The sequence below is a fragment of the Mycobacterium sp. NGS69 genome (genome assembly GCF_059812165.1).
In genome coordinates, this window is record NZ_JCALCD010000001.1 from 422,042 (window position 1) to 441,542 (window position 19,501).

General features: G+C 70.5%; 17 protein-coding genes and 1 pseudogene. 8 read left to right on the forward strand and 10 right to left on the reverse strand.

The features are described from left to right. Window positions 1-2: 2 nt before the first annotated feature. Together AC5Y2S_RS02220 and AC5Y2S_RS02225 are read left to right on the forward strand one after the other, a co-directional pair. Window positions 3-763 (forward strand): annotated as a pseudogene (locus AC5Y2S_RS02220) (LamB/YcsF family protein). Next, complete coding sequence (locus AC5Y2S_RS02225) at window positions 763-1,683, forward strand: MBL fold metallo-hydrolase (protein ID WP_499953519.1); 921 nt, start codon at window positions 763-765, stop codon at window positions 1,681-1,683. The pseudogene AC5Y2S_RS02220 and the gene AC5Y2S_RS02225 overlap by 1 nt, the downstream one beginning before the upstream one ends. 5 nt (window positions 1,684-1,688) lie before the next feature. Here the strand turns inward: AC5Y2S_RS02225 and AC5Y2S_RS02230 are convergent, their stop codons facing one another. Next, window positions 1,689-2,924, reverse strand: coding sequence for an MFS transporter (locus AC5Y2S_RS02230; RefSeq protein ID WP_499953521.1), 1,236 nt, complete (start codon window positions 2,922-2,924; stop codon window positions 1,689-1,691). 244 nt (window positions 2,925-3,168) lie between these two features. On the opposite strand from AC5Y2S_RS02230, the gene AC5Y2S_RS02235 reads away from it, so the two are divergent. Further along, window positions 3,169-4,410 carry an SLC13 family permease gene (locus AC5Y2S_RS02235; protein ID WP_499953523.1) on the forward strand — a complete coding sequence of 414 codons (1,242 nt, stop codon included), beginning with the start codon at window positions 3,169-3,171 and terminating at the stop codon, window positions 4,408-4,410. 35 nt (window positions 4,411-4,445) lie between these two features. Here the strand turns inward: AC5Y2S_RS02235 and AC5Y2S_RS02240 are convergent, their stop codons facing one another. Continuing rightward, complete coding sequence (locus AC5Y2S_RS02240) at window positions 4,446-7,058, reverse strand: LuxR C-terminal-related transcriptional regulator (protein ID WP_499953524.1); 2,613 nt, start codon at window positions 7,056-7,058, stop codon at window positions 4,446-4,448. A gap of 171 nt (window positions 7,059-7,229) precedes the next feature. Here AC5Y2S_RS02240 and AC5Y2S_RS02245 point away from each other — a divergent pair, with 171 nt between their 5' ends. Then, entirely contained in the window at window positions 7,230-8,624 is a 1,395-nt protein-coding gene (locus AC5Y2S_RS02245) for an FAD-dependent oxidoreductase (RefSeq protein ID WP_499953526.1), read from the forward strand. Here AC5Y2S_RS02245 and AC5Y2S_RS02250 read toward each other — a convergent pair. The 6 genes from AC5Y2S_RS02250 to carD form a co-directional block, all read right to left on the reverse strand. Further along, complete coding sequence (locus AC5Y2S_RS02250) at window positions 8,621-9,565, reverse strand: glycerophosphodiester phosphodiesterase (protein ID WP_499954328.1); 945 nt, start codon at window positions 9,563-9,565, stop codon at window positions 8,621-8,623. The genes AC5Y2S_RS02245 and AC5Y2S_RS02250 overlap by 4 nt on opposite strands. A gap of 92 nt (window positions 9,566-9,657) precedes the next feature. Continuing rightward, window positions 9,658-10,587: a 23S rRNA (guanosine(2251)-2'-O)-methyltransferase RlmB gene (gene rlmB, locus AC5Y2S_RS02255; protein ID WP_499953528.1), complete on the reverse strand. Its 930-nt coding sequence runs from the start codon at window positions 10,585-10,587 to the stop codon at window positions 9,658-9,660. Further along, the gene (gene cysS / locus AC5Y2S_RS02260; RefSeq protein WP_499953530.1) at window positions 10,588-11,994 is read right to left on the reverse strand and encodes a cysteine--tRNA ligase; all 1,407 of its coding nucleotides are present in this window, start codon (window positions 11,992-11,994) and stop codon (window positions 10,588-10,590) included. It abuts the gene before it with no gap. A gap of 37 nt (window positions 11,995-12,031) precedes the next feature. Beyond that, the gene (gene ispF, locus AC5Y2S_RS02265) at window positions 12,032-12,523 is read right to left on the reverse strand and encodes a 2-C-methyl-D-erythritol 2,4-cyclodiphosphate synthase (protein WP_499953532.1); all 492 of its coding nucleotides are present in this window, start codon (window positions 12,521-12,523) and stop codon (window positions 12,032-12,034) included. Then, window positions 12,520-13,206, reverse strand: a complete 687-nt coding sequence (gene ispD / locus AC5Y2S_RS02270) for a 2-C-methyl-D-erythritol 4-phosphate cytidylyltransferase (protein ID WP_499953534.1) — start codon at window positions 13,204-13,206, stop codon at window positions 12,520-12,522. Before ispD ends, ispF begins: the two co-directional genes overlap by 4 nt. Before the next feature lie 16 nt (window positions 13,207-13,222). Further along, a complete protein-coding gene (carD, locus tag AC5Y2S_RS02275) occupies window positions 13,223-13,711 on the reverse strand; it encodes an RNA polymerase-binding transcription factor CarD (protein ID WP_007166539.1) in 489 nt (162 codons plus the stop codon). Between the two features lie 269 nt (window positions 13,712-13,980). Between carD and AC5Y2S_RS02280 the strand changes: the two genes are divergently transcribed. Genes AC5Y2S_RS02280 through disA form a run of 3 tightly spaced genes read left to right on the forward strand, consistent with a single transcriptional unit; the run spans window position 13,981 to window position 17,051 of the window. Further along, entirely contained in the window at window positions 13,981-14,499 is a 519-nt protein-coding gene (locus tag AC5Y2S_RS02280; protein ID WP_499953536.1) for a copper chaperone PCu(A)C domain-containing protein, read from the forward strand. Between the two features lie 54 nt (window positions 14,500-14,553). Next, entirely contained in the window at window positions 14,554-15,981 is a 1,428-nt protein-coding gene (radA, locus tag AC5Y2S_RS02285; RefSeq protein WP_499953538.1) for a DNA repair protein RadA, read from the forward strand. After that, entirely contained in the window at window positions 15,978-17,051 is a 1,074-nt protein-coding gene (gene disA / locus AC5Y2S_RS02290) for a DNA integrity scanning diadenylate cyclase DisA (protein ID WP_499903844.1), read from the forward strand. The genes radA and disA overlap by 4 nt, the downstream gene beginning before the upstream one ends. 6 nt (window positions 17,052-17,057) lie before the next feature. Here disA and AC5Y2S_RS02295 read toward each other — a convergent pair whose 3' ends face one another. Together AC5Y2S_RS02295 and AC5Y2S_RS02300 are read right to left on the reverse strand one after the other, a co-directional pair. After that, window positions 17,058-17,873 (reverse strand): hypothetical protein, encoded by an 816-nt coding sequence (locus AC5Y2S_RS02295; RefSeq protein ID WP_499954330.1) that lies wholly within the window; start codon window positions 17,871-17,873, stop codon window positions 17,058-17,060. A 104-nt stretch (window positions 17,874-17,977) separates the two neighbouring features. Further along, window positions 17,978-18,595 (reverse strand): carbonic anhydrase, encoded by a 618-nt coding sequence (locus tag AC5Y2S_RS02300; protein WP_499903845.1) that lies wholly within the window; start codon window positions 18,593-18,595, stop codon window positions 17,978-17,980. On the opposite strand from AC5Y2S_RS02300, the gene AC5Y2S_RS02305 reads away from it, so the two are divergent. After that, on the forward strand, window positions 18,594-19,493 hold the full coding sequence (locus tag AC5Y2S_RS02305; protein WP_499953540.1) for an iron-sulfur binding domain-containing protein: 900 nt from the start codon (window positions 18,594-18,596) through the stop codon (window positions 19,491-19,493). The genes AC5Y2S_RS02300 and AC5Y2S_RS02305 overlap by 2 nt on opposite strands. Window positions 19,494-19,501 lie beyond the last annotated feature (8 nt).

Here is a 19,501-nt window from a genome sequence, read left to right on the forward strand (position 1 = left end):
GGGTGGCCGCTATCGACCTCAATGCCGACCTGGGCGTTGGCGTCTGGCGCCTGGCGCCTGGCGCCTGGGCGACGACGCCATGCTGGGATCATCAGCGGCGCCAACGTGGCATGCGGATTCCACGCCGCCGACCCCGCCGGCCTGCTGCGGTCTGCCGGTCGGCCGCCGAGCGCGGCGTGCGCATCGGCGCGCAGGTGAGCTACCGCGACCTGGCGAGGTTCGGCAGGCGTGTCATCGACGTCGCGCCCGAGGACCTGGTCGCCGACGCGGTGTATCAGATCGGCGCGTTGCAGGCGATCGAGCGGGCGTCCGGCTCGGCGGTGTCCTATGTCAAACCCCATGGGGCGCTGTACAACACGATCGTGACCCACCGGGAACAGGCGGATGCGGTCGTGGCGGCGGTGCACCTGGTGGACCCGGCGCTGCCGGTGCTGGCGATGGCGGGTTCGGCGTTTTCCGAGGAGGCCGTCCGGGTCGGCTCGCGCACGGTGGCCGAGGCGTTCGCCGACCGCGCCTACCGGCCCGATGGCCAGCTGGTCTCCCGACGCGAACCCGGCGCGTGCTGCGCGACCCGGCGGCGATCGCCGAGCGCGTGCGGACCATGGTGACCTCGGGGCGGGTCACCGCGACCGACGGCACGCAAATCGCCGTCGTCGTGGAATCGGTTTGCGTGCAAGGTGATTCGCCGGATGCGGTAAGTATCGCGACTGCGGTGCGCGATCGACTGACGGCCGACGGTATCGAGCTGCGGGCGTTCTGCTGATGCGGGCGAAACTCGGCCGGCCCGACCTCGCGCAGTACGCGGACCGGTTCGACGTGCCCACCGGGGGACCCGACGCGCCGCTGTCGGCGACCTGGCTGGGGGTGGCGACGTTGCTGCTCGACGACGGGTCGTCCGCGCTGATGACCGACGGCTACTTCTCGCGCCCAAGCCTGGCGCGGGTGGCCGCCGGCAAGGTGTCGCCGTCGCCGGCCCGCGTGGACGGCTGCCTGGCCCGCGCCAAGGTGTCCCGGCTGGAGGCGGTGATCCCGGTGCACACCCACATCGACCACGTGCTGGACTCCGCGCTGGTCGCCGAGCGCACCGGCGCGCGGCTGATCGGCGGCGAGTCGGCCGCCAACGTCGGGCGCGGATACGGACTGCCCGACGACCGCATCATCGTCGCGACATCGGGTGAGCCAATTCGCCTGGGCGCCTTCGACGTAACGCTGGTGGAATCGCACCACTGCCCGCCGGACCGGTTCCCCGGGACGATCGACGAGCCGCTGACCCCGCCGGTGCGGGCGTCGGCCTACCGCTGCGGTGAGGCGTGGTCGGCGCTGGTGCACCATCGGCCGTCGGACCGGCGGCTGCTGATCCAGGGCAGCGCGGGTTTCGTCAAGGGCGCGCTCGACGGCAGGCGTGCGGACGCGGTGTACCTGTCCGTCGGACAGCTCGGCCTGCGGCCGCGGTCCTACATCCTCGAATACTGGGCCGAGACCGTGCGCGCCGTGGGCGCGCGGCGGGTGATCCTGATCCATTGGGACGACTTCTTCAGCCCGTTGTCAAAGCCCTTGCGGGCCTTGCCGTATGCGGGCGACGACCTGGACGTGTCGATCCATGTGCTGGACGAGCTCGCCGCGCACGACGGCGTCGAGCTACACATGCCGACGGTGTGGCGGCGCGAAAACCCCTGGGGATAAAGGAGTTACACCGCTCGGGCCGTCGAAGCCATTTCCGGCATCGCGGTCAGGTAGAGCACAAAGCCAATCGCGGCGATCGCGCCGAGCGACATGAACGCGACCCCGTAACCCGCCGCGACGACGATCCCGCCGGCGGCGAAGTTGGACAACGACGCGCCCACGCCCCACGCGGTGGTGATCGCGCCCAGGCTGACGTTGAAGCGACCCGTTCCGTGCGTGAGATCCTGCACGACGAGCGGGAACAACGCCCCGAATATGCCGGCCCCGACGCCGTCTAACAGCTGAACACCGACGAGCCAGTACGAGTTGTCCCACAGCGGGTAGAGAAAAGCGCGGACGGTCAGTACGGCGAAGCCGACGAGGAAGATCGGCTTTCGGCCCCAGCTGTCCGCCTTGGCGCCGACGACGTATGCCACGGGCACCATGACGACCTGCGCCGCGACAATGCATGCCGACATCAGCGCCGTCCCGACCGCTTTGTTGTGCAGGGCCAGCTCCTGACCGACAAGCGGCAGCATCGCGGCGTTCGCAAAGTGGAAGGCGAAGACCACGACCGCGAAGATCAGCAGTGGCCGATTGTGCAGCAGCACCGCGAATCCGGACGGTTGCCCGTGCCGTTCACCCACCGCCTTGTCCATGCCACGGGCCATGTCGTCGTCGATGGCGTCGCGCGGGACGCGCAGCGTTGCGACGACGCTGATCGCGGCCATGACCGCCAGCAGCCAGAAGACCACCACCGGGCCGAAGAAGTAGGCGAGTCCGCCGGCGGCGCCGGCGGCCGACGCCGTGCCGGCGTGCCGGAACGATTCGTTGCGCCCGATCCGCCGGGAGAACAGCCGCGGCCCGACGATCCCCAGGGTGATCGCGGCCAACGCCGGATTGAAGATCGAGCCCGCGATCCCGGTGACGGCTTGCAGGAATGAGATCGTGTAGAAGCCGGGCAACAGCGGCATCGCCAGCGCGGCGTCGGCGACCCCCACCGCGCCGATGATCACCAGCGCACGCTTCGCGGTCGTCTTGTCGACCAGTGCCCCGACGGGTGTCTGCGCCACGACCCCGGCGATACCGCCGACGGCCATGACGAACCCGATCGACGCCTGATCCCAGTGATGCGTCAGCAGCAGGTACACCGACAGATACGGGCCCAGTCCATCGCGAACATCGGCCAGCGAGAAGGCCATCAGGTCGAGCGCGTGCGCCGTTTGTCGCGGAAGCGCCTCCACGGCAATTGGTTCCGTCATCGATGCGAAGGCTAATCGAAACATCGCCGCCGGGCGAAGTCGATGCTGCCGCATCACAATTCCGCCATGGTGGGTAATATTCGCCGGGATTGCTTCGTGGGTGGCTGGGTCGTGACGTGGGTCACGCAGCTCCGTCGGCTGATCCGCGATCGTGTCTTGTTCCTCACCCCACTCGCCGTTAGGAGCTACGCCGCCGATGGCCTTGACCTGTCGACGCGCCTCTCCGATCGGAGCGACCTGAGCCATGACCCTGGCCCTGGTCCTCCTGCTGCTCGCTGCCGTGCTCGTGTTCGCGGTTGCTCGCCCGAGGGGTTTGCCGGAGGCGGTGGCGGCGGTTCCGGCGGCGCTCATCGTGATCGCGGTCGGCGCGATCTCGGTGCGTAAGGCGGCCCAGGAGGTGGCCGGGCTGTCGGGAGTGGTCGCCTTCCTGGGCGCGGTCCTGGTGCTGGCCAAGCTGTGCGACGACGAGGGGCTGTTCGAGGCGGCGGGGGCCGCGATTTCGCGGGGGCGCGTCTCGTCGGGCGGCCTGCTGCGGCGGGTGTTCGTCGTCGCCTCGCTGATCACCGCCGTGCTGAGCCTGGACGCCGCGGTGGTGCTGCTGACCCCGGTGGTCCTGGCCGCTGTCCGCCGGCTGCGCACCCCGCCGCGGCCCTACGCCTACGCCACCGCTCACCTCGCCAATGGCGCCTCACTGCTGCTGCCGGTGTCGAACCTGACCAACCTGCTGGCGTTTCACACCGCCAACGTGTCGTTCACCAGGTTCACTGCGCTCATGGCGCTGCCCTGGCTGGGCGCGGTGGCGGTGATCTACGCGGTGTTTCGCTGGTTTTTCGCCGGCGACCTGCGCGTCCAGCCCGCCGCCGAGGAAGTCGGCCCGGCGCCGCGGCCACCGGTGTTCGTGTTGGTGGTCGTGGGGCTGACCCTCGCCGGTTTCGCGGTCGGCCAGTCCGTCGGGGTCGCCCCGGCGTGGGTGGCGCTAGCCGGCGCCGCGGTGCTGGGCGTGCGCAGCCTGAGCCGTCGGCACACCTCCGTGGCCGAGATCGCGCACTCGGCGCACGTCTCGTTCCTGGTGTTCGTGCTGGCGCTGGGCGTCGTGGTGCGGGCGGTCATGCTCAACGGCATGGACAGGGCCATGACGGCTGTGCTGCCATCCGGTTCGGGACTGCTCGCTCTGCTCGCGATCGCCGCGATAGCCGCCGTGCTGGCCAACGTCGTCAACAACCTGCCCGCGACGCTGGTGCTGCTGCCGCTCGTGGCGAACGGCGGTCCGGTGGCGATTCTGGCGGTGCTGATCGGGGTGAACGTCGGCCCCAACCTGACGTACGTGGGGTCGCTGTCAAACCTGTTGTGGCGCCGCGTGCTTCGCCGGCACGACGTCGACGCCGGCGTCGGCGAGTACACCCTCCTCGGGCTGTGCACGGTGCCGGCGGCCCTGGTGGTCGCGGTGGTCGCGCTGTGGGCCTCGGTGCGGCTGGTGGGTGCATAGTTGGCGCGAGCTGGGGGCACCTCCCGCTTGCGGTTCTAACCGCCAGCCGGTCCCGATCGCACGATCGAGGCGAGCTCCTCGCGTGATTGCGCCCCCACCCGCTGGCAGGCCCGGTAGATGTGGCCCTCCACGGTGCGCACCGACATGACCAGCTTCTCGGCGATCTGGCGGTTGGACAGACCGGCGACGACGAGTTCGACGACATCGCGCTGGCGCCCCGACAACTTGAGCCCCTCCGGGGTGCGCAGGGCCGGTGTGCAGAGGCCGCCGCATTCATCGGCCAGTTCCCTCGCCACCGCCGCGGCATAGAGCGCGCGCTTGTGCTGCTGGCCTGCGGCGAACGCGACGGAGGCCTGCGCCGCCGCGTCAGCGGCCGCGGCCTTGTCACCGATCCCGCGGTAGGCCGCCGACGCCGCCAGCAAGCCCTCGCCGTCCCCGCCGAGCAGGGCCTTGGCGTGCAACGCAACCCCGTCGGCCAGCGGCAGCGACAGCGCCTCGGCCAACTCCCCGGCGCGGGCCGCCCCGGACGCGTCGCCCCACTGCGCCGCGGCCTGTATGCACGCCAACTCGTGGGTGGGCTGGCCGCGCTGGCGGGCGAGTTGTGCCGCTTCCTGCGCGCCGGCGACGGCCTCGCTCAGGCGGCCGCTTGCCGCCAACGCCCACCCGCCGGCCAGCGACAGGCCGGTGTGCATGAACAGGTAGTCGGCCGGCACCGCCGAGCGCGCCCCGGCCGCCGCGTCGTTCGCTTCACCGGCCTGGCCGAGCTTGGCGTGCGCCTCGGCCAGCGCGAAGTAGCTCGCCGCGCGCAAACCCGTTGTGACGGCGTGTATTTGGACTCCCGCAACCGCTTCGTGTAACAGCCGGACCGCGTCGGTGACGGCGCCGCGGGCCAGGTCGGCGTTGCCGATCAGGAGGGCCAGGTTCGCGTAGGCCAGGCCGGGAACGTCGCGGGCCGAGTCGGCCAATTGCCGGGCCGTGCCGACGAATTCGTCGATGCGTCCGGTCAGCCGGCAGGCCCGTCCGTACACGGCGCCGAACCAGAATCGCAACGGCGACGCCTGAAACGACGTGGTCGCGCGTCGCAGCGCCTGCTCGGCGACGGCGGCGAGGTCGTCGACCTCACCCCGTGCTCCCATCGCCATGATCAACGCGAGCGAGGCCAGCAGGGCGTGCAGATCCGGCAGAGCGCCGAAAGCCAGGGCAACCCGCGCCTCTTCGGCCGCCGACTCGCAGCGCGCCAATATCGCGTCCAGGCAGGCCTGCGCCGCCACGCGCTCGGCCACCTGGGCCTTGGTCTCCGGGCGGCCGGCGAGGTCATCGAGAATCGCCGACGCGGCTGCGGGCTCGGCGAGGATCCACATCAGGTTGATCGCCCGTATGGTCGCCCAGCGATGACCGTCGGGGCCGTCGACCAAGTCACGCAGCGCGGCCTCGGCCTGATCGCCGCGTCCCAGCAGGACCAGGTTCATCGCCCGCACCCCGGCCGCCCCCGGTGCCCCCGCCCGCGCGGCGGCGGTCGCGAACCGGTCGGCCAGGTCCAGATCGAGCAGCGTCATGGCGTGGCGCGCCGATTCCAGATAGAGCTCGGGTTCGGGGTCCAGATCCGACTCGAGGCGCAGCAGCGCCCGGCGAACGGTGGCCTGCATGTCGGTGTCGGCATTTTTAGCCAACCGGCGGGCCAGCTTGCCCCGGATCGACGACAAATACATCTCACCGGCGCTCGCGCGGCGAAGCTCACCGAACAGCGGGTGCGCCAGCCGGGCCATCAACCCGCCAGCGGTGCGTTCGACGCTTACCAGGCCCATGCTTTCGGCGACCGCCAGGTCGCGGCGGGGCACCAGGTCACACAGCACGTCGACGGCGAGTGGCTCGCACTGCGACAGCATGTCGATCACCAGCGCCAGCTTCGGGCCGAGCCGGCCCAGCTGGCGGCCCACCGTGTCGGACAGGCTCGGCGACACCGCGACGTCGCCGTCCCACATCCACACCCCCGCGACTTCCCGCATCTGCCCCGCCGCCACCTGATCGGCAAGCAACTGGCGCAGGAACAGCGTGTTTCCGCCGGTCAGCTTTCGGAACCGGGCCGCGCAACGCGCATCGATGGGACCGCCCAGCGTGCTCTCGATCACCTCGCGCGTGGCCGCGGCCGAAAGCGGTTCGAGATCAAGGCGAGCCAGTAACCCCTCCTTCCACAAGGCCGTCACCGCGTCGGGTTCCTCACTGCCGGTGCGGATGGTCATCACCAGCCGCACCCCACCCGACCGGGCCAGCTCGTGAACGACGAGCGCGGACAGGCCGTCCAGCAGGTGCGCGTCGTCAACCCCGACCACCACGCGGCCGCGCCGCTGTTGTGCGACAAACGAATTGATCACGCGCCGCACGTTGGCCAGCGGATCCGACATCGCCTCGCCCAGCAAGCCGATGAACGCTCCCAGTGGAAGCGCACGCGCGGATTCGGTGCCGACGATCCATTGCGTGCGCTCACCCGCCGCCTCGGCGCGCCGCAGCGCCTCGCGGGCCAGCCAGGTTTTGCCCACACCGGCCGCTCCGGCGATCACCACGCCGGAGTGGTTGCCAGCGCCGCCCAGGGCGCGACGGACGACAGCAAGTTCGCCGTCCCGCCCGGTCAGCGGCTTGCCGCTGATCACTCGGCGACTATAACCGGTTGTATGCGCGCCTAACAGGCCATTTCACCCGCGTTTCGGTGCTGGCCGCGCAATGCCGGCCCCGAAGTCGGGTAGCCGACTACGCTATCGGCGCCCAAAGTTTGCTGTGAGCATCACTTTCGTCAGTTGGCGGCTCGGCGAAGGCGGTGGATTGTGGCGAACCTCAAGACCAAAATCGGAGAGCACGCGGTGGTGCTGGGAGCGAGCATGGCCGGTCTGTTGACGGCACGGTCGCTCGCCGATTTCTTCCACACGGTGACGGTCGTGGAACGCGACCCGCTGCCCGACACCGACGATGTCCGCCGGGGCGTCCCGCAGGGCCGGCACCTGCACGCCCTGCTGCCCCGCGGCGCCCAGGTGATCGAGGAATTCTTCCCCGGCGTGCTCGACGAGTTGGTGCTCGACGGCGCGCAGTACTTCGACGGGCACGACCTGTCGCGGCTTCACTACAGCGTGGGCGGGCACCTGTTGGCGCAGAACGGCACCGCCCCCTCGTTCACGGCCTACTGCGCGACGCGGCCCTTCGTGGAGGGTCACGTCCGCCGGCGGGTCCGCGACATCCCCAACGTCACCCTGCGCGACGAACACAATATCGTCGGACTGACCGCGACGCCCGATCACCGGCGCGTCACGGGCGCACGCGTTGTCAGCCGCCGAACCGGCGAATGCGCCGTGCTGAAGGCCGATTTGGTGGTCGACGCCACCGGGCGCGCCGCCCACACCCCGGGGTGGCTGGAGGGCCTGGGATACGACCGCCCGCCCGAGGATCGGGTGGTGGTGTATTTGACCTACGCGAGCCAGCTGCTGCGCATGGCGGCGGACGCGCCGCGCGAACTGGGCTTCCTCGTCGGGATCGTGCCGGGCAGGCCGAGGGGGGTTGGCTTGCTGCACTGTGAGAAAGACACGTGGGTGTTCACCGTGATCGGCATCGCCGGCCAGGAGCCAGACGGCGACTTGCGGGCCATGTGCGACTTCGTGGACGACTGCGCGCCCGCCCACCTGCTCGATGCGGTAAGACGCGCCGAACCGATCGGCGAGCCGGCGCGGCACAAGATGCCGTGCAGTCAGTGGCGTCGTTACGACAAATTGCGCCGCTTCCCCGAGGGCCTGCTGGTCACCGGCGACGCGATCTGCAGCTTCAACCCGGTCTACGGCCAGGGCATGACCGTGGCCGCGCTCGAGGCGCTGGCGCTGCGTGACTGCTTGTCAAGCGGCACAGAGGGTTTGGCGTGGCGTTTCTTCCGCGCGGCGGCGGTGCCGATCCGCCAGGCCTGGCAACTGTCGACCAACCCGGACCTTGCGCTGCCCGAGATCGAGGGCACCCCGCCGCTGTCCGCGCGGCTGCTGAACGGATACCTGGATCGCGTTCTCACCGCGGCGGAATTCGACCCCGCCGTGCTGGATCAGTTCGTCAGGGTGACCTCGCTGGTCGACCCCGCGACGCGGCTGCTGCGCCCGGGGATGATCTGGCGCACCGCCCGCGCGCGGCGCGGCACCGAACCGCTCGACGCCGCGGACGGGGTCCTGGCCGACAGTCTGCCGCGCTAACCGCGGCGGTAGGCCGGCGGCAGCGGCATGCCCAGCCCGGCCATCACGCCGCGCGCCAGCGTCGGGAAGTCGGTGATGATGCCGTCGACGCCGTCCTCGATCTGCTGACGCATTGCGTCGGCGTCGTTGACCGTCCACGGAATAACCTTGAGGCCCAACGAATGCACGTGGTCGACATAGGGTTTGCCGGTGACCAATGTGTACCTGGGCGAGACGGCGTTGGCACCCACCATCAGCGCCCCGATCGCCGGGTCACCGACGACGGCGGCGTCGATCCCGTTCAGCCACGGTGAACCCGGCGTCCAGGTCTCCTCGTCGTACAAGGCCACCAACGGGATTGACGGCTCGGCGCGGTGCACCATGGGCAGGGTTCGCCAGTCGAAGCTCTGAATCTCGACGCGGTCCAGCTTGCCGGCCGCCCTGACCGCTGCCAGTATCACGTCGACGAATTCCTGCGGTTCGGCCGATGCGCCCGGGTGGTCGGCCTCGACCTTGGTTTCGACGTTGTATCGCACGGCCGCCCCATACGAGTCGGCGAGCGCGAAGACCTCCGGCAGCGTGGCGATCTTGTTGCCCCGCACCACCTCCGCGTCGGGGAACTCCGCGAGGCGCTCGCCGCAATCGAGCGTGCGGACCTGCGCCAGGGTGAGCGCGTGCACCAGCTTCCCGACGTAGGGGTAGGCCGGGTCGCCGGCGAACGCCGGCCCGGTGTCGGCGCATTTGTCCGCCTGGATCGTCGGGTCGTGCCACACCAGCGGCTGGCTGTCCTTGGACAGGACGATGTCGAGTTCCAGTGTGCTGACACCGAGTTCGAGCGCCTTGGCGAAAGCCCGCAGCGATTCCTCGGTGGTCTCGCCGCGCCCGCCGCGGTGGGCCTGCAGATCGAAGCCGGGCGGTTGTGCGGCGGCGGGCGGCGCGAGGAGCACCGCAAGCACGGCCAGCGAGCAGAACCAAAAGCCCCGAAATCGTCGGCCTGTCGGGGGCTTTTGCGTTCCTCCGCAAGCGGGAGGTGCCCCCGGCTCGGCCAGAGAACTCAACCCCTGCGCTGGCGCGCTATTTCGGCGAGCACCACCCCGGCGGCCACCGAGGCGTTCAGCGATTCGGTCCGGCCCGCCATCGGGATCGAGACCACCTCGTCGCAGGTCTGCCGCACCAACCGCGACAGGCCCTTGCCCTCCGAGCCGACGACCACCACCAGCGGGTCGGTGCCGTCCAGGTCGTCGAGCGCGGTGTCGCCGTCGGCGTCCAGCCCGATGACGCGCAAACCGCCGTCGGCCCAGTTTGTAAGCGCCCGAGTGAGGTTCGGGGCCCGCGCCACCCGCAGGCGGGCCGCGGCCCCGGCGCTGGTGCGCCAGGCCACCGCCGTCACCGAGGCGGATCGCCGCTGCGGGATCAGCACGCCGTGGCCGCCGAACGCGGCGACCGATCGGACGATAGCGCCGAGGTTGCGCGGATCGGAGATGTTGTCCAGCGCGACCAGCAACGCGGGCGGGGTCTCACGAGCGGCCGCGAGCAGGTCGTCGGGATGGGCGTAGTTGTACGGCGGCACCTGCAGCGCGATGCCCTGGTGCAGGTGGTTGGTGGTCATCCGGTCCAGGTCGGTGCGCGGCACCTCGAGGATCGCGATGCCCAGATCCGCCGCGCGGGAGACGGATTCGGTGAGGCGTTCGTCGGCCTCGGTGCCCAGCGCGACGTAGAGCGCGGTCGCGGGCACGCCGGCGCGCAGGCACTCCAGCACCGGGTTGCGGCCCAGCACCGTTTCGGTCTCGTCGGTGCGCTTGGCGGGCCGGCGCGGCTGGGACTGGGTGCGCCGGGCGGCGGGATGGTTGGGACGCAGGTGCGCGGGCGGGGTGGGACCGCGGCCCTCGAGGCCGCGGCGGCGCTGACCGCCCGAGCCGACGATGGGGCCCTTCTTGGTGCCGGATTTGCGTACCGCCCCGCGGCGCCGCGAGTTACCGGCCATCTACTTGACGTCACCGCCCAACGTCCATTGCGGGCCGTCGGCGGTGTCGGTGACCTCGATGCCGGCGTTCTTGAGCCGGTCCCGGATCTCGTCGGCCAGCGCCCAATTGCGTTGCTGGCGAGCCTTTTCCCGGTTTTCGATTTCGGCCTGCACCAGCACGTCGACGGCGGCCAGGGCGGCCGACGTCTCGTCGCGGGTCTCCCAGCGTTCGTCGAGGGGGTCGCAGCCCAGGATGCCCATCATCGCGCGGATCGCGCCGGCGTGCTGCAGCGCGCCCTCGTGGTCACCGGACTCCAGCGCCCGGTTCCCCTCGGCGCGAGCGTGGTGGATCTCGGCCAGCGCGACCGGGACCGCCAGGTCGTCGTCGAGCGCCTCGGCGAACTTCGGCGTCCACTCGCCCGGCTCGAAGGCACCGACCCGGCTGCGGACCCGGTGCAGAAACTCCTCCACTCCCACATAGGCTTTCACCGCGTCCTGCAGCGCGGTTTCGGAGAATTCCAGCATCGACCGGTAGTGGGCGCTGCCCAGGTAGTAGCGCAGTTCGGCCGGGCGCACGCGCTGCAACATCGCCGGTATGGCCAGCACATTCCCCAGCGATTTGCTCATCTTCTCGCCGCCCATGGTCACCCAGCCGTTGTGCAGCCAGTAGCGGGCGAAGCCGTCCCCGGCGGCGCGGCTCTGCGCGATCTCGTTCTCGTGGTGCGGGAAGATGAGGTCCATCCCGCCGCAGTGAATGTCGAATTCCGGCCCGAGGTAGGTGCGGGCCATCGCCGAGCATTCCAGGTGCCAGCCGGGACGGCCGCGGCCCCACGGCGAAGGCCACGACGGCTCGCCGGGCTTTTCGCCCTTCCACAGGGTGAAGTCGCGCTGGTCGCGCTTGCCGGTCGCAACGCCCTCGCCCTGGTGCACGTCGCCGACCCGGTGCCCGGACAGCGCGCCGTATTCCGGGTAGCTGAGCACGTCGAAGTACACGTCACCGTCCGCCGCGTACGCGTGGCCGGTTTCGATCAGGCGCTCCATTAATTCGACCATCTGGGTGATGTGCCCGGTGGCGCGCGGCTCCGCCGAGGGCGGCAAGACGTCCAGGGCGTCGTAGGCGGCGGAAAAGGCCCGCTCGTAGGTGGCCGCCCACTCCCACCACGGCCGGCCCGCCGCGGCGGCCTTGGCCAGGATCTTGTCCTCGATGTCGGTCACGTTGCGGATGAACGCGACGTCGTAGCCCCGCGCGATCAGCCAGCGGCGCAGGATGTCGAAGGCCACCCCGCTGCGCACATGCCCGATGTGGGGCAGGCCCTGAACGGTGGCGCCACAGAGGTAGATGGATACGTGCCCCTTGCGCAGCGGAACGAACTCACGCACGGCACCGGCCGCCGTGTCGTGTAGCCGCAAGTGGGCGCGATCGGTCACGACGTGCCAGCTTACCTGCCCAATTGGCCCGACCGGCCTACAGGACACCCACGCGGTTGCGCACCACGAGCGCGGTCGCGATGGCGGCCAACCCCTCGCCGCGCCCGGTCAGGCCCAGCCCGTCGGTCGTCGTCGCCGACACCGACACCGGCGCGCCCACCAACCCGGACAGCACCTGCTGCGCCTCGGCGCGGCGCGGGCCGACCCTCGGCCGGTTGCCGATCACCTGCACGGCGGCGTTGCCGACCCGATAGCCCTGCCGCGATATCAGGGCGACGACGTGGCGGAGCATGTCGGCGCCGCTAACGCCTTGCCACCGCGGATCGTCGACCCCGAAGACCGCCCCGACGTCGCCGAGCCCCGTCGCCGACAACAGCGCATCGCACAACGCGTGCGCCCCCACGTCGCCGTCGGAGTGCCCGGCGCAACCGTCGTCGCCCGGGAACAGCAACCCCAGCAGCCAGCATGGCCGCCCGGGTTCGATCGGATGCACGTCGGTGCCCAGGCCGACCCGCGGCAGCTCGCTCACCGCCGCACGACCGTTTCGGCCAGCAACAGATCGAGCCGGGTGGTGATCTTGAAGGCGAGCGGGTCGCCGTCGACCACCTGCACCTGGCCGCCGACGTGTTCGACGAGCGACGCGTCGTCGGTGAAAGCGGCGGTCCCCGCGCGCTCGTAGGCCCGCAGCAGTAGATCGGTGGCGAAGCCCTGCGGCGTCTGCACGGCCCGCAGCCCGGCCCGCTCCGGCGTGCCCAGTACCACCCCGTTGGCATCCACGGCCTTGATGGTGTCAGACAGCGGCAGCGCGGGCACGACCGCTACGTGGCCGGACCGCAACGCCTCGACCACCCGCACGATCAGCCCCGGCGGCGTCAGCGCCCGGGCGGCGTCGTGCACGAGCACGAACTCTGGTGACGCGGGCAGGGCCGCCAGCGCCAGGCGCACCGATTCGGTGCGGTCGGCGCCGCCGGCGACGACGGCGGCTTGGTCACCCAGGAGCTGCCGGGCCTGGTCGATACGGTCGGCCGGCACGGCCACCACGACGTGGTCGACGGCGCCGGAATCCAGCAGCCCGGCGACGGCGCATTCGAGCATGGTGCGACCGCCGAGTTCACAGAACGCTTTCGGGATGCCTGCGGCCAGCCGCTCGCCCGACCCCGCGGCCGGGACAATCGCAACTACTTTGCCCGGGACGCCGGTCTTGTCGGCCACCAGAGCGTCAGGGCCTTCAGGAAGCGGCGGCCAGAACCTCGTCGAGGATGGTTTCCGCCTTGGCGTCGTCGGTGCTCTCGGCTAGCGCCAGCTCACCGACCAGAATCTGACGGGCCTTGGCCAGCATGCGCTTCTCGCCGGCGGACAGGCCGCGCTCCTGGTCACGGCGCCACAGGTCGCGCACCACCTCGGCCACCTTGTTGACATCGCCGGAGGCGAGCTTCTCCAGGTTGGCCTTGTAGCGGCGGGACCAGTTCGTGGGCTCTTCGGTGTGGGGAGCGCGCAGAACCTGGAAAACCTTGTCGAGGCCCTCCTGGCCAACCACGTCCCGAACGCCGACGTACTCGGCGTTGTCGGCGGGTACTCGAACGGTCAGGTCACCCTGCGCGACTTTCAAGACGAGATACTCTTTTTGCTCCCCTTTGATGGTCCGGGTTTCGATCGCCTCGACTAACGCAGCACCGTGATGTGGATAGACAACGGTGTCGCCGACCTTGAAGATCATCTGATTCGAGCCCCTTTCGTTACTTCATTCTAGCACGGCGGCCCTAGGCGTGCGGAACAACGGTGCAGGTCAGGGGCACAACGCGGGCGGATTAGGGGTTGACAGGGGAAGCTGGACGTGCAAGGGGTCACACTACGCCCGTCCCGAGCGGGTCCGAGCAGCCACCCCTTCAGTGCCCTGCCGCGCTGGTCCGGTGCCCTGCGCTACCGCTGCGAAGACCTTCCTACTACTGTGCATAGTTGCATCGTCAGCCGAGCAGGAGGCATTGAGTGAACCGCTTCGCCGTCGTCGGACTGGTCGCCCTGGTCGCCGCCTTGCTCAGCGGTTGCGGAGCCGGTCAGATCTCCCAGATGGCCACCCAGGAACCGGCGGTCAACGGCAACAAGGTCACGGTCAACAACGTGGCGCTGCGCGACGTCCGCATGCAGGCCGTCCAGACCGGCGACTTCCTGCAGCCGGGCAAGACGGTGAACCTGGTGGCGGTGGCCGTCAACCAGTCGCCCGACGTCGCGGACCGGCTGATCAGCATCACCAGCGACGTCGGCGCGGTGACGATCGGCGGCGACGGCCGACTGCCCGCCGGCGGCATGCTGTTTATCGGCACGCCCGACGGCGCGAAGGTGGCGCCGGGCCCGATCGAGGCCAACAACGCGGTCAAGGCGACGGTGGCCCTGGCCAAGCCCATCAGCAACGGCCTGACGTACAACTTCACCTTCAATTTCGAGAAGGCCGGGCAGGTCACCTTGCTGGTCCCGATTTCGGCCGGGCTGGGCGCGCAACCCGCCTGACCCACGCGGCCTGTCGTTACGGGGCTTGTCGTACCGGCCCGATACCGTCATGACGTGGCACATGCACGCTCGCAATACCGCTGCTCGGAATGCCAACACGTCACCGCTAAATGGGTTGGGCGCTGCCTGGAATGCGGCACCTGGGGCACGGTCGACGAGGTGCCCGCGCTCGCCGCGGTGGGTGGGCGCGCCCGGCGTCCCGCGGGGGCGGCGTCGCGGGCCGTTCCGATCAGTTCCATCGAGCCGACCGCCAGCCAACACCGCTCGACGGGCGTAGGAGAACTCGACCGCGTGCTCGGGGGCGGCGTGGTGCCCGGCTCGGTCACGCTGCTGGCCGGCGATCCCGGCGTGGGCAAGTCGACGCTGTTGCTCAAGGTCGCGCACCGCTGGGCCCAGTCGGGCCGGCGGGCGCTGTACATCTCCGGCGAGGAGTCCGCCGGCCAGATCCGGCTGCGCGCCGACCGGATCGGCTGCGGCGGCGACGAGGTGTACCTGGCCGCCGATTCCGACGTGCACACCGTGCTCGAACACATCGCCACGGTCCGGCCCGCGCTGGTGATCGTGGACTCGGTGCAGACCATGTCCACCACCGAGGCCGACGGTGTCCCCGGCGGGGTCACGCAGGTGCGCGCGGTGACCGCGGCGCTCACCGCGGCCGCCAAGGCCAACGGCGTCGCGATGATCCTGGTCGGCCACGTCACCAAGGACGGGGCCATCGCCGGGCCGCGCTCCCTCGAACACCTCGTCGACGTGGTGCTGCACTTCGAGGGCGACCGCAGCGGCGCGCTGCGGATGGTCCGCGGCGTCAAGAACCGGTTCGGCGCGGCCGACGAGGTCGGGTGCTTCACGCTGCACGACAACGGAATCGAGGGCGTCGCCGACCCGTCGCACCTTTTCCTGGATCAGCGGCCGGCGCCGGTCGCCGGCACCGCGATCACGGTGACCCTGGACGGCAAGCGACCGCTGATCGGCGAGGTCCAGGCGCTGCTGGCGACGCCGGGCGGCGGCTCGCCGCGCCGAGCCGTCAGCGGGATCGACCACTCCCGGGCCGCGATGATCACCGCGGTGCTGGAGAAGCACGGCAGGCTGGCCGTCGCCATGAACGACATCTACCTGTCCACCGTGGGCGGCATGCGGTTGACCGACCCGTCCTCGGATCTCGCCGTCGCGATGGCGCTGGCCTCGGCGTACTCCGATCTGCCGTTGCCGACGACGGCGGTGATGATCGGCGAGGTGGGGCTGGCCGGCGACCTGCGGCGGGTCAGCGGCATGGAGCGACGGCTGGGTGAAGCCGTGCGTCAGGGATTCAGCATCGCGCTCATCCCCGACGGCGACGATCCTCGCCGCGAGATGGTGCCGGACGGGATGCGAGCCCTGCGGGCACCGACCATCGACGCGGCGCTGCGACACATGAAAGCCATCGCCGGGCGCGGTAATGGCTGGACGCACCACGCAGTGGGGCCGCAGAATGACACGCTGTGACCCGTCCGACACTGCGTGAGACCGTCGCCCGCCTGGCGCCGGGCACCGGGCTGCGCGACGGCCTGGAGCGCATCCTGCGCGGCCGCACCGGGGCGTTGATCGTGCTGGGGAACGACGAGAACGTCGAGGCCATCTGCGACGGCGGCTTCGCCCTCGACGTCCGGTACGCGCCGACGCGGCTGCGCGAGCTTTCCAAGATGGACGGGGCCGTCGTGCTGTCCACCGACGGCAGCCGCATCGTGCGGGCCAACGTGCAGCTCGTTCCGGACCCGTCGATACCGACCGACGAATCGGGCACCCGGCACCGCTCGGCGGAGCGGGCCGCGATCCAGACCGGCTACCCGGTGATCTCGGTCAGCCACTCGATGAACATCGTCACCGTCTACGTCGACGGCGAGCGCCACGTGGTGGCCGATTCCGCCACCATCCTGTCGCGGGCCAACCAGGCCATCGCGACGCTGGAGCGGTACAAGACCCGGCTCGACGAGGTCAGCAGGCAGCTGTCCCGGATGGAGATCGAGGACTTCGTCACCCTGCGCGACGTGATGACGGTGGTGCAGCGGCTCGAGTTGGTCCGGCGCATCGGCCTGGTGATCGACTACGACTGCGTCGAGCTCGGCACCGACGGTCGCCAGCTGCGGCTGCAGCTCGAGGAGCTGTTGGGCGGCAACGATCTCGCCCGCGAACTGATCGTGCGCGACTACCACGCCAGCCCCGAGCCGCTGTCCGAGGCGCAGATGATCGCGACCCTGGACGAGCTGGACGCCCTGTCGGATACCGAACTGCTCGACTTCACTTCGCTGGCAAAGGTTTTCGGATACCCGACGACAACCGAGGCGCAGGACTCGGCGCTGAGCCCGCGCGGCTACCGCGCGATGGCCGGCATCCCGCGGCTGCAGTTCGCCCACGCGGACCTGTTGGTCCGGACCTTCGGAACGCTGCAGGGCCTGCTGGCGGCCAGCGCCAACGACCTGCAATCGGTCGACGGCATCGGCACGATGTGGGCCCGCCACGTGCGGGAGGGGCTGTCGCAACTGGCGGAGTCGACGATCGCCGACCCGCTCACCTGAGCTCGGTCAGCCGGCGGGCGACGCGCCCGGGACGACCCCCGGCGGTGCCTCCGGCGGCGGCGCGAGCGCCGGCGGACCCGGCTGCCCCGGCACCGGCCCCGGCGGCGGTGGCGGCTGATTCAGGATGAACGGGACCGGCATCGAGCGCAGGTTGCCCAGCTGCACGACGAGGTTGTAGGTACCCGCCCCGATCGCCGGCCGCGGCAGCGGGCAGTGCGGCGCCGACCCCATTCCGGTCCACGTCACCGCCGTCGTCACCTGCTCGCCCGGCGTGAACGTCTTCACCAGCGTCTCGTTGGACGGCGCGCAGTCGAGGTTGGACCACAGCCGCTTGTTGTCCAGCGAGTAGACGTAGGCGGCGAGCACCGCGGCCCCGACGTCGCGCTTGCAGGACACCAAGCCGATGTTGGTGACGACCATGGTGAACTTCGGCTGGTCGCCGATGAAGTACTGGGGCGCGTTGGTCAGGCCCTTGACGGCCAGCGTCGAATCGGGGCAGTCATCGCCCTCCTTCAGCACCGGCGGCGGCTGCACCGCGGCGGTGGGCGTCGGCGACTCCGGGTTCTGTCCGGGCGGCGCCACCGGGGTGACGCCCTCCTGCCCGGCCTGGGGAGGCGCCTGGGCCGGGGGCGCGGCCGGCTTGCTCTCGGCGGCGGTGGGCTTGCCCGCGGTAGCGGGTTTTGCGCCGGTGCTGTGGCTCATGAAGGCGATGATCGTGGCGACCACGACCCCGATCACGACGACCGCGATGCCCAGGGCCAGGCCCCTGCGCCGCCAATAGATCTCGGTAGGTAGCGGGCCACGCGGTTCCAGATCCAGCACGATCACACCGTAGGCCCAGGTCACGCCAAGTTGTTATATCCGACCCGGCGTGTCGCGATGTTTGCTGGCCGACCGCCGTGTTAGTGGGGCCCGAAATGCAGCGGTTACTCGCCGATATCGCCGACGTGGTCGACCAGCGCCGCCTTGCCGTCGGCCAGGTGATAGGTGACGCCCGCGATGCCCACGGTGCCCGCGGCCACCCGCTCGGCGATGGCCGAGGAACGCGCCACGAGTTGTGCGAGCGTCTCTTTCACGTGGCGTTCCTCGAACTCGTCGACGCGGGTCAGGCCGTCGCGTCGGCCCATCAAGATCGACGGCGCGACCCGCTCCACGACGTCGCGCACGAAACCTGGGGGTATTGCGCCGTCCTCGATCGCCGCCAACGCCGCCTTGACGGCGCCGCAACTGTTGTGACCGAGGATGACGATGAGCGGCACGTCGAGCACCGTGATCGCGAACTCGATGGAGCCCAGCACGGCCGAGTCGATGACCTGCCCGGCCGTGCGGACCACGAACATGTCGCCCAAACCCTGATCAAAGATCAGCTCGGCGGCCACCCGGCTGTCCGAACAGCCGAACACGACCGCGGTGGGCTTTTGACCGCCGGCCAGGCTGGCCCGGTGATCGACGCTCTGGCTGGGATGCTGCGGCTTGCCGGCAACGAATCGCTCGTTACCCTCTTTGAGTGCTTTCCACGCGGTTATCGGGCTGGTGTTCGGCATGGCCCATATCATGCCGCACACGCACATGAACGTCAGCCCGAGCGAACTCATAGTTTGGTATGAACGGTCCCGCCGTGACTTGCCTTGGCGGGAGCCGGATGTCACCGCGTGGCAGATCCTGGTCAGCGAGTTCATGCTGCAGCAGACGCCCGTGACGCGGGTCCTGTCGATCTGGCCGGATTGGGTGCGGCGGTGGCCGACCCCGTCGGCCACCGCCGCGGCCAGCGCGGCCGACGTGCTGCGGGCGTGGGGCAAGCTCGGCTACCCCAGGCGCGCCAAGCACCTGCACGAGTGCGCCACCGTCATCGCGCGCGAACACGGCGACGTGGTCCCCGATGACGTCGAGGTCCTGCTGACGTTGCCCGGCGTCGGCAGCTACACCGCGCGCGCCGTCGCGTGCTTCGCCTACCACCGGCCCGTGCCGGTGGTGGACACCAACGTGCGGCGAGTGGTGGCGCGCGCCGTGCACGGCCTGGCCGACTCCGGGGCGCCGTCGGCGACGCGCGACCACGCCGACGTGTCCGCACTGCTGCCCGACGACGAACGGGCGCCGACGTTTTCGGTGGCGCTGATGGAGTTGGGCGCGATCGTGTGCACCGCCCGCTCCCCGCGCTGCGGGCTGTGTCCGCTTCGCGAGTGCGCGTGGCGGCAGGCCGGTTATCCCCCCGCCCAAGGGCCGGCCCGCCGCGTCCAGACCTACGCGGGAACCGATCGCCAGGTACGCGGGCGGCTGCTGGACGTGTTGCGCGGCAAGGATTCCCCCGTCACCCGCGCGGAACTCGACGTGGCCTGGTTGACCGATTCGCAGCAGCGCGACCGGGCGCTGGATTCGCTGCTCGCCGACGGCCTGGTGACGCGGACGGTCGACGGCCGGTTCGCGTTGCTGGGCGAAGGGTAGGCCTCAGA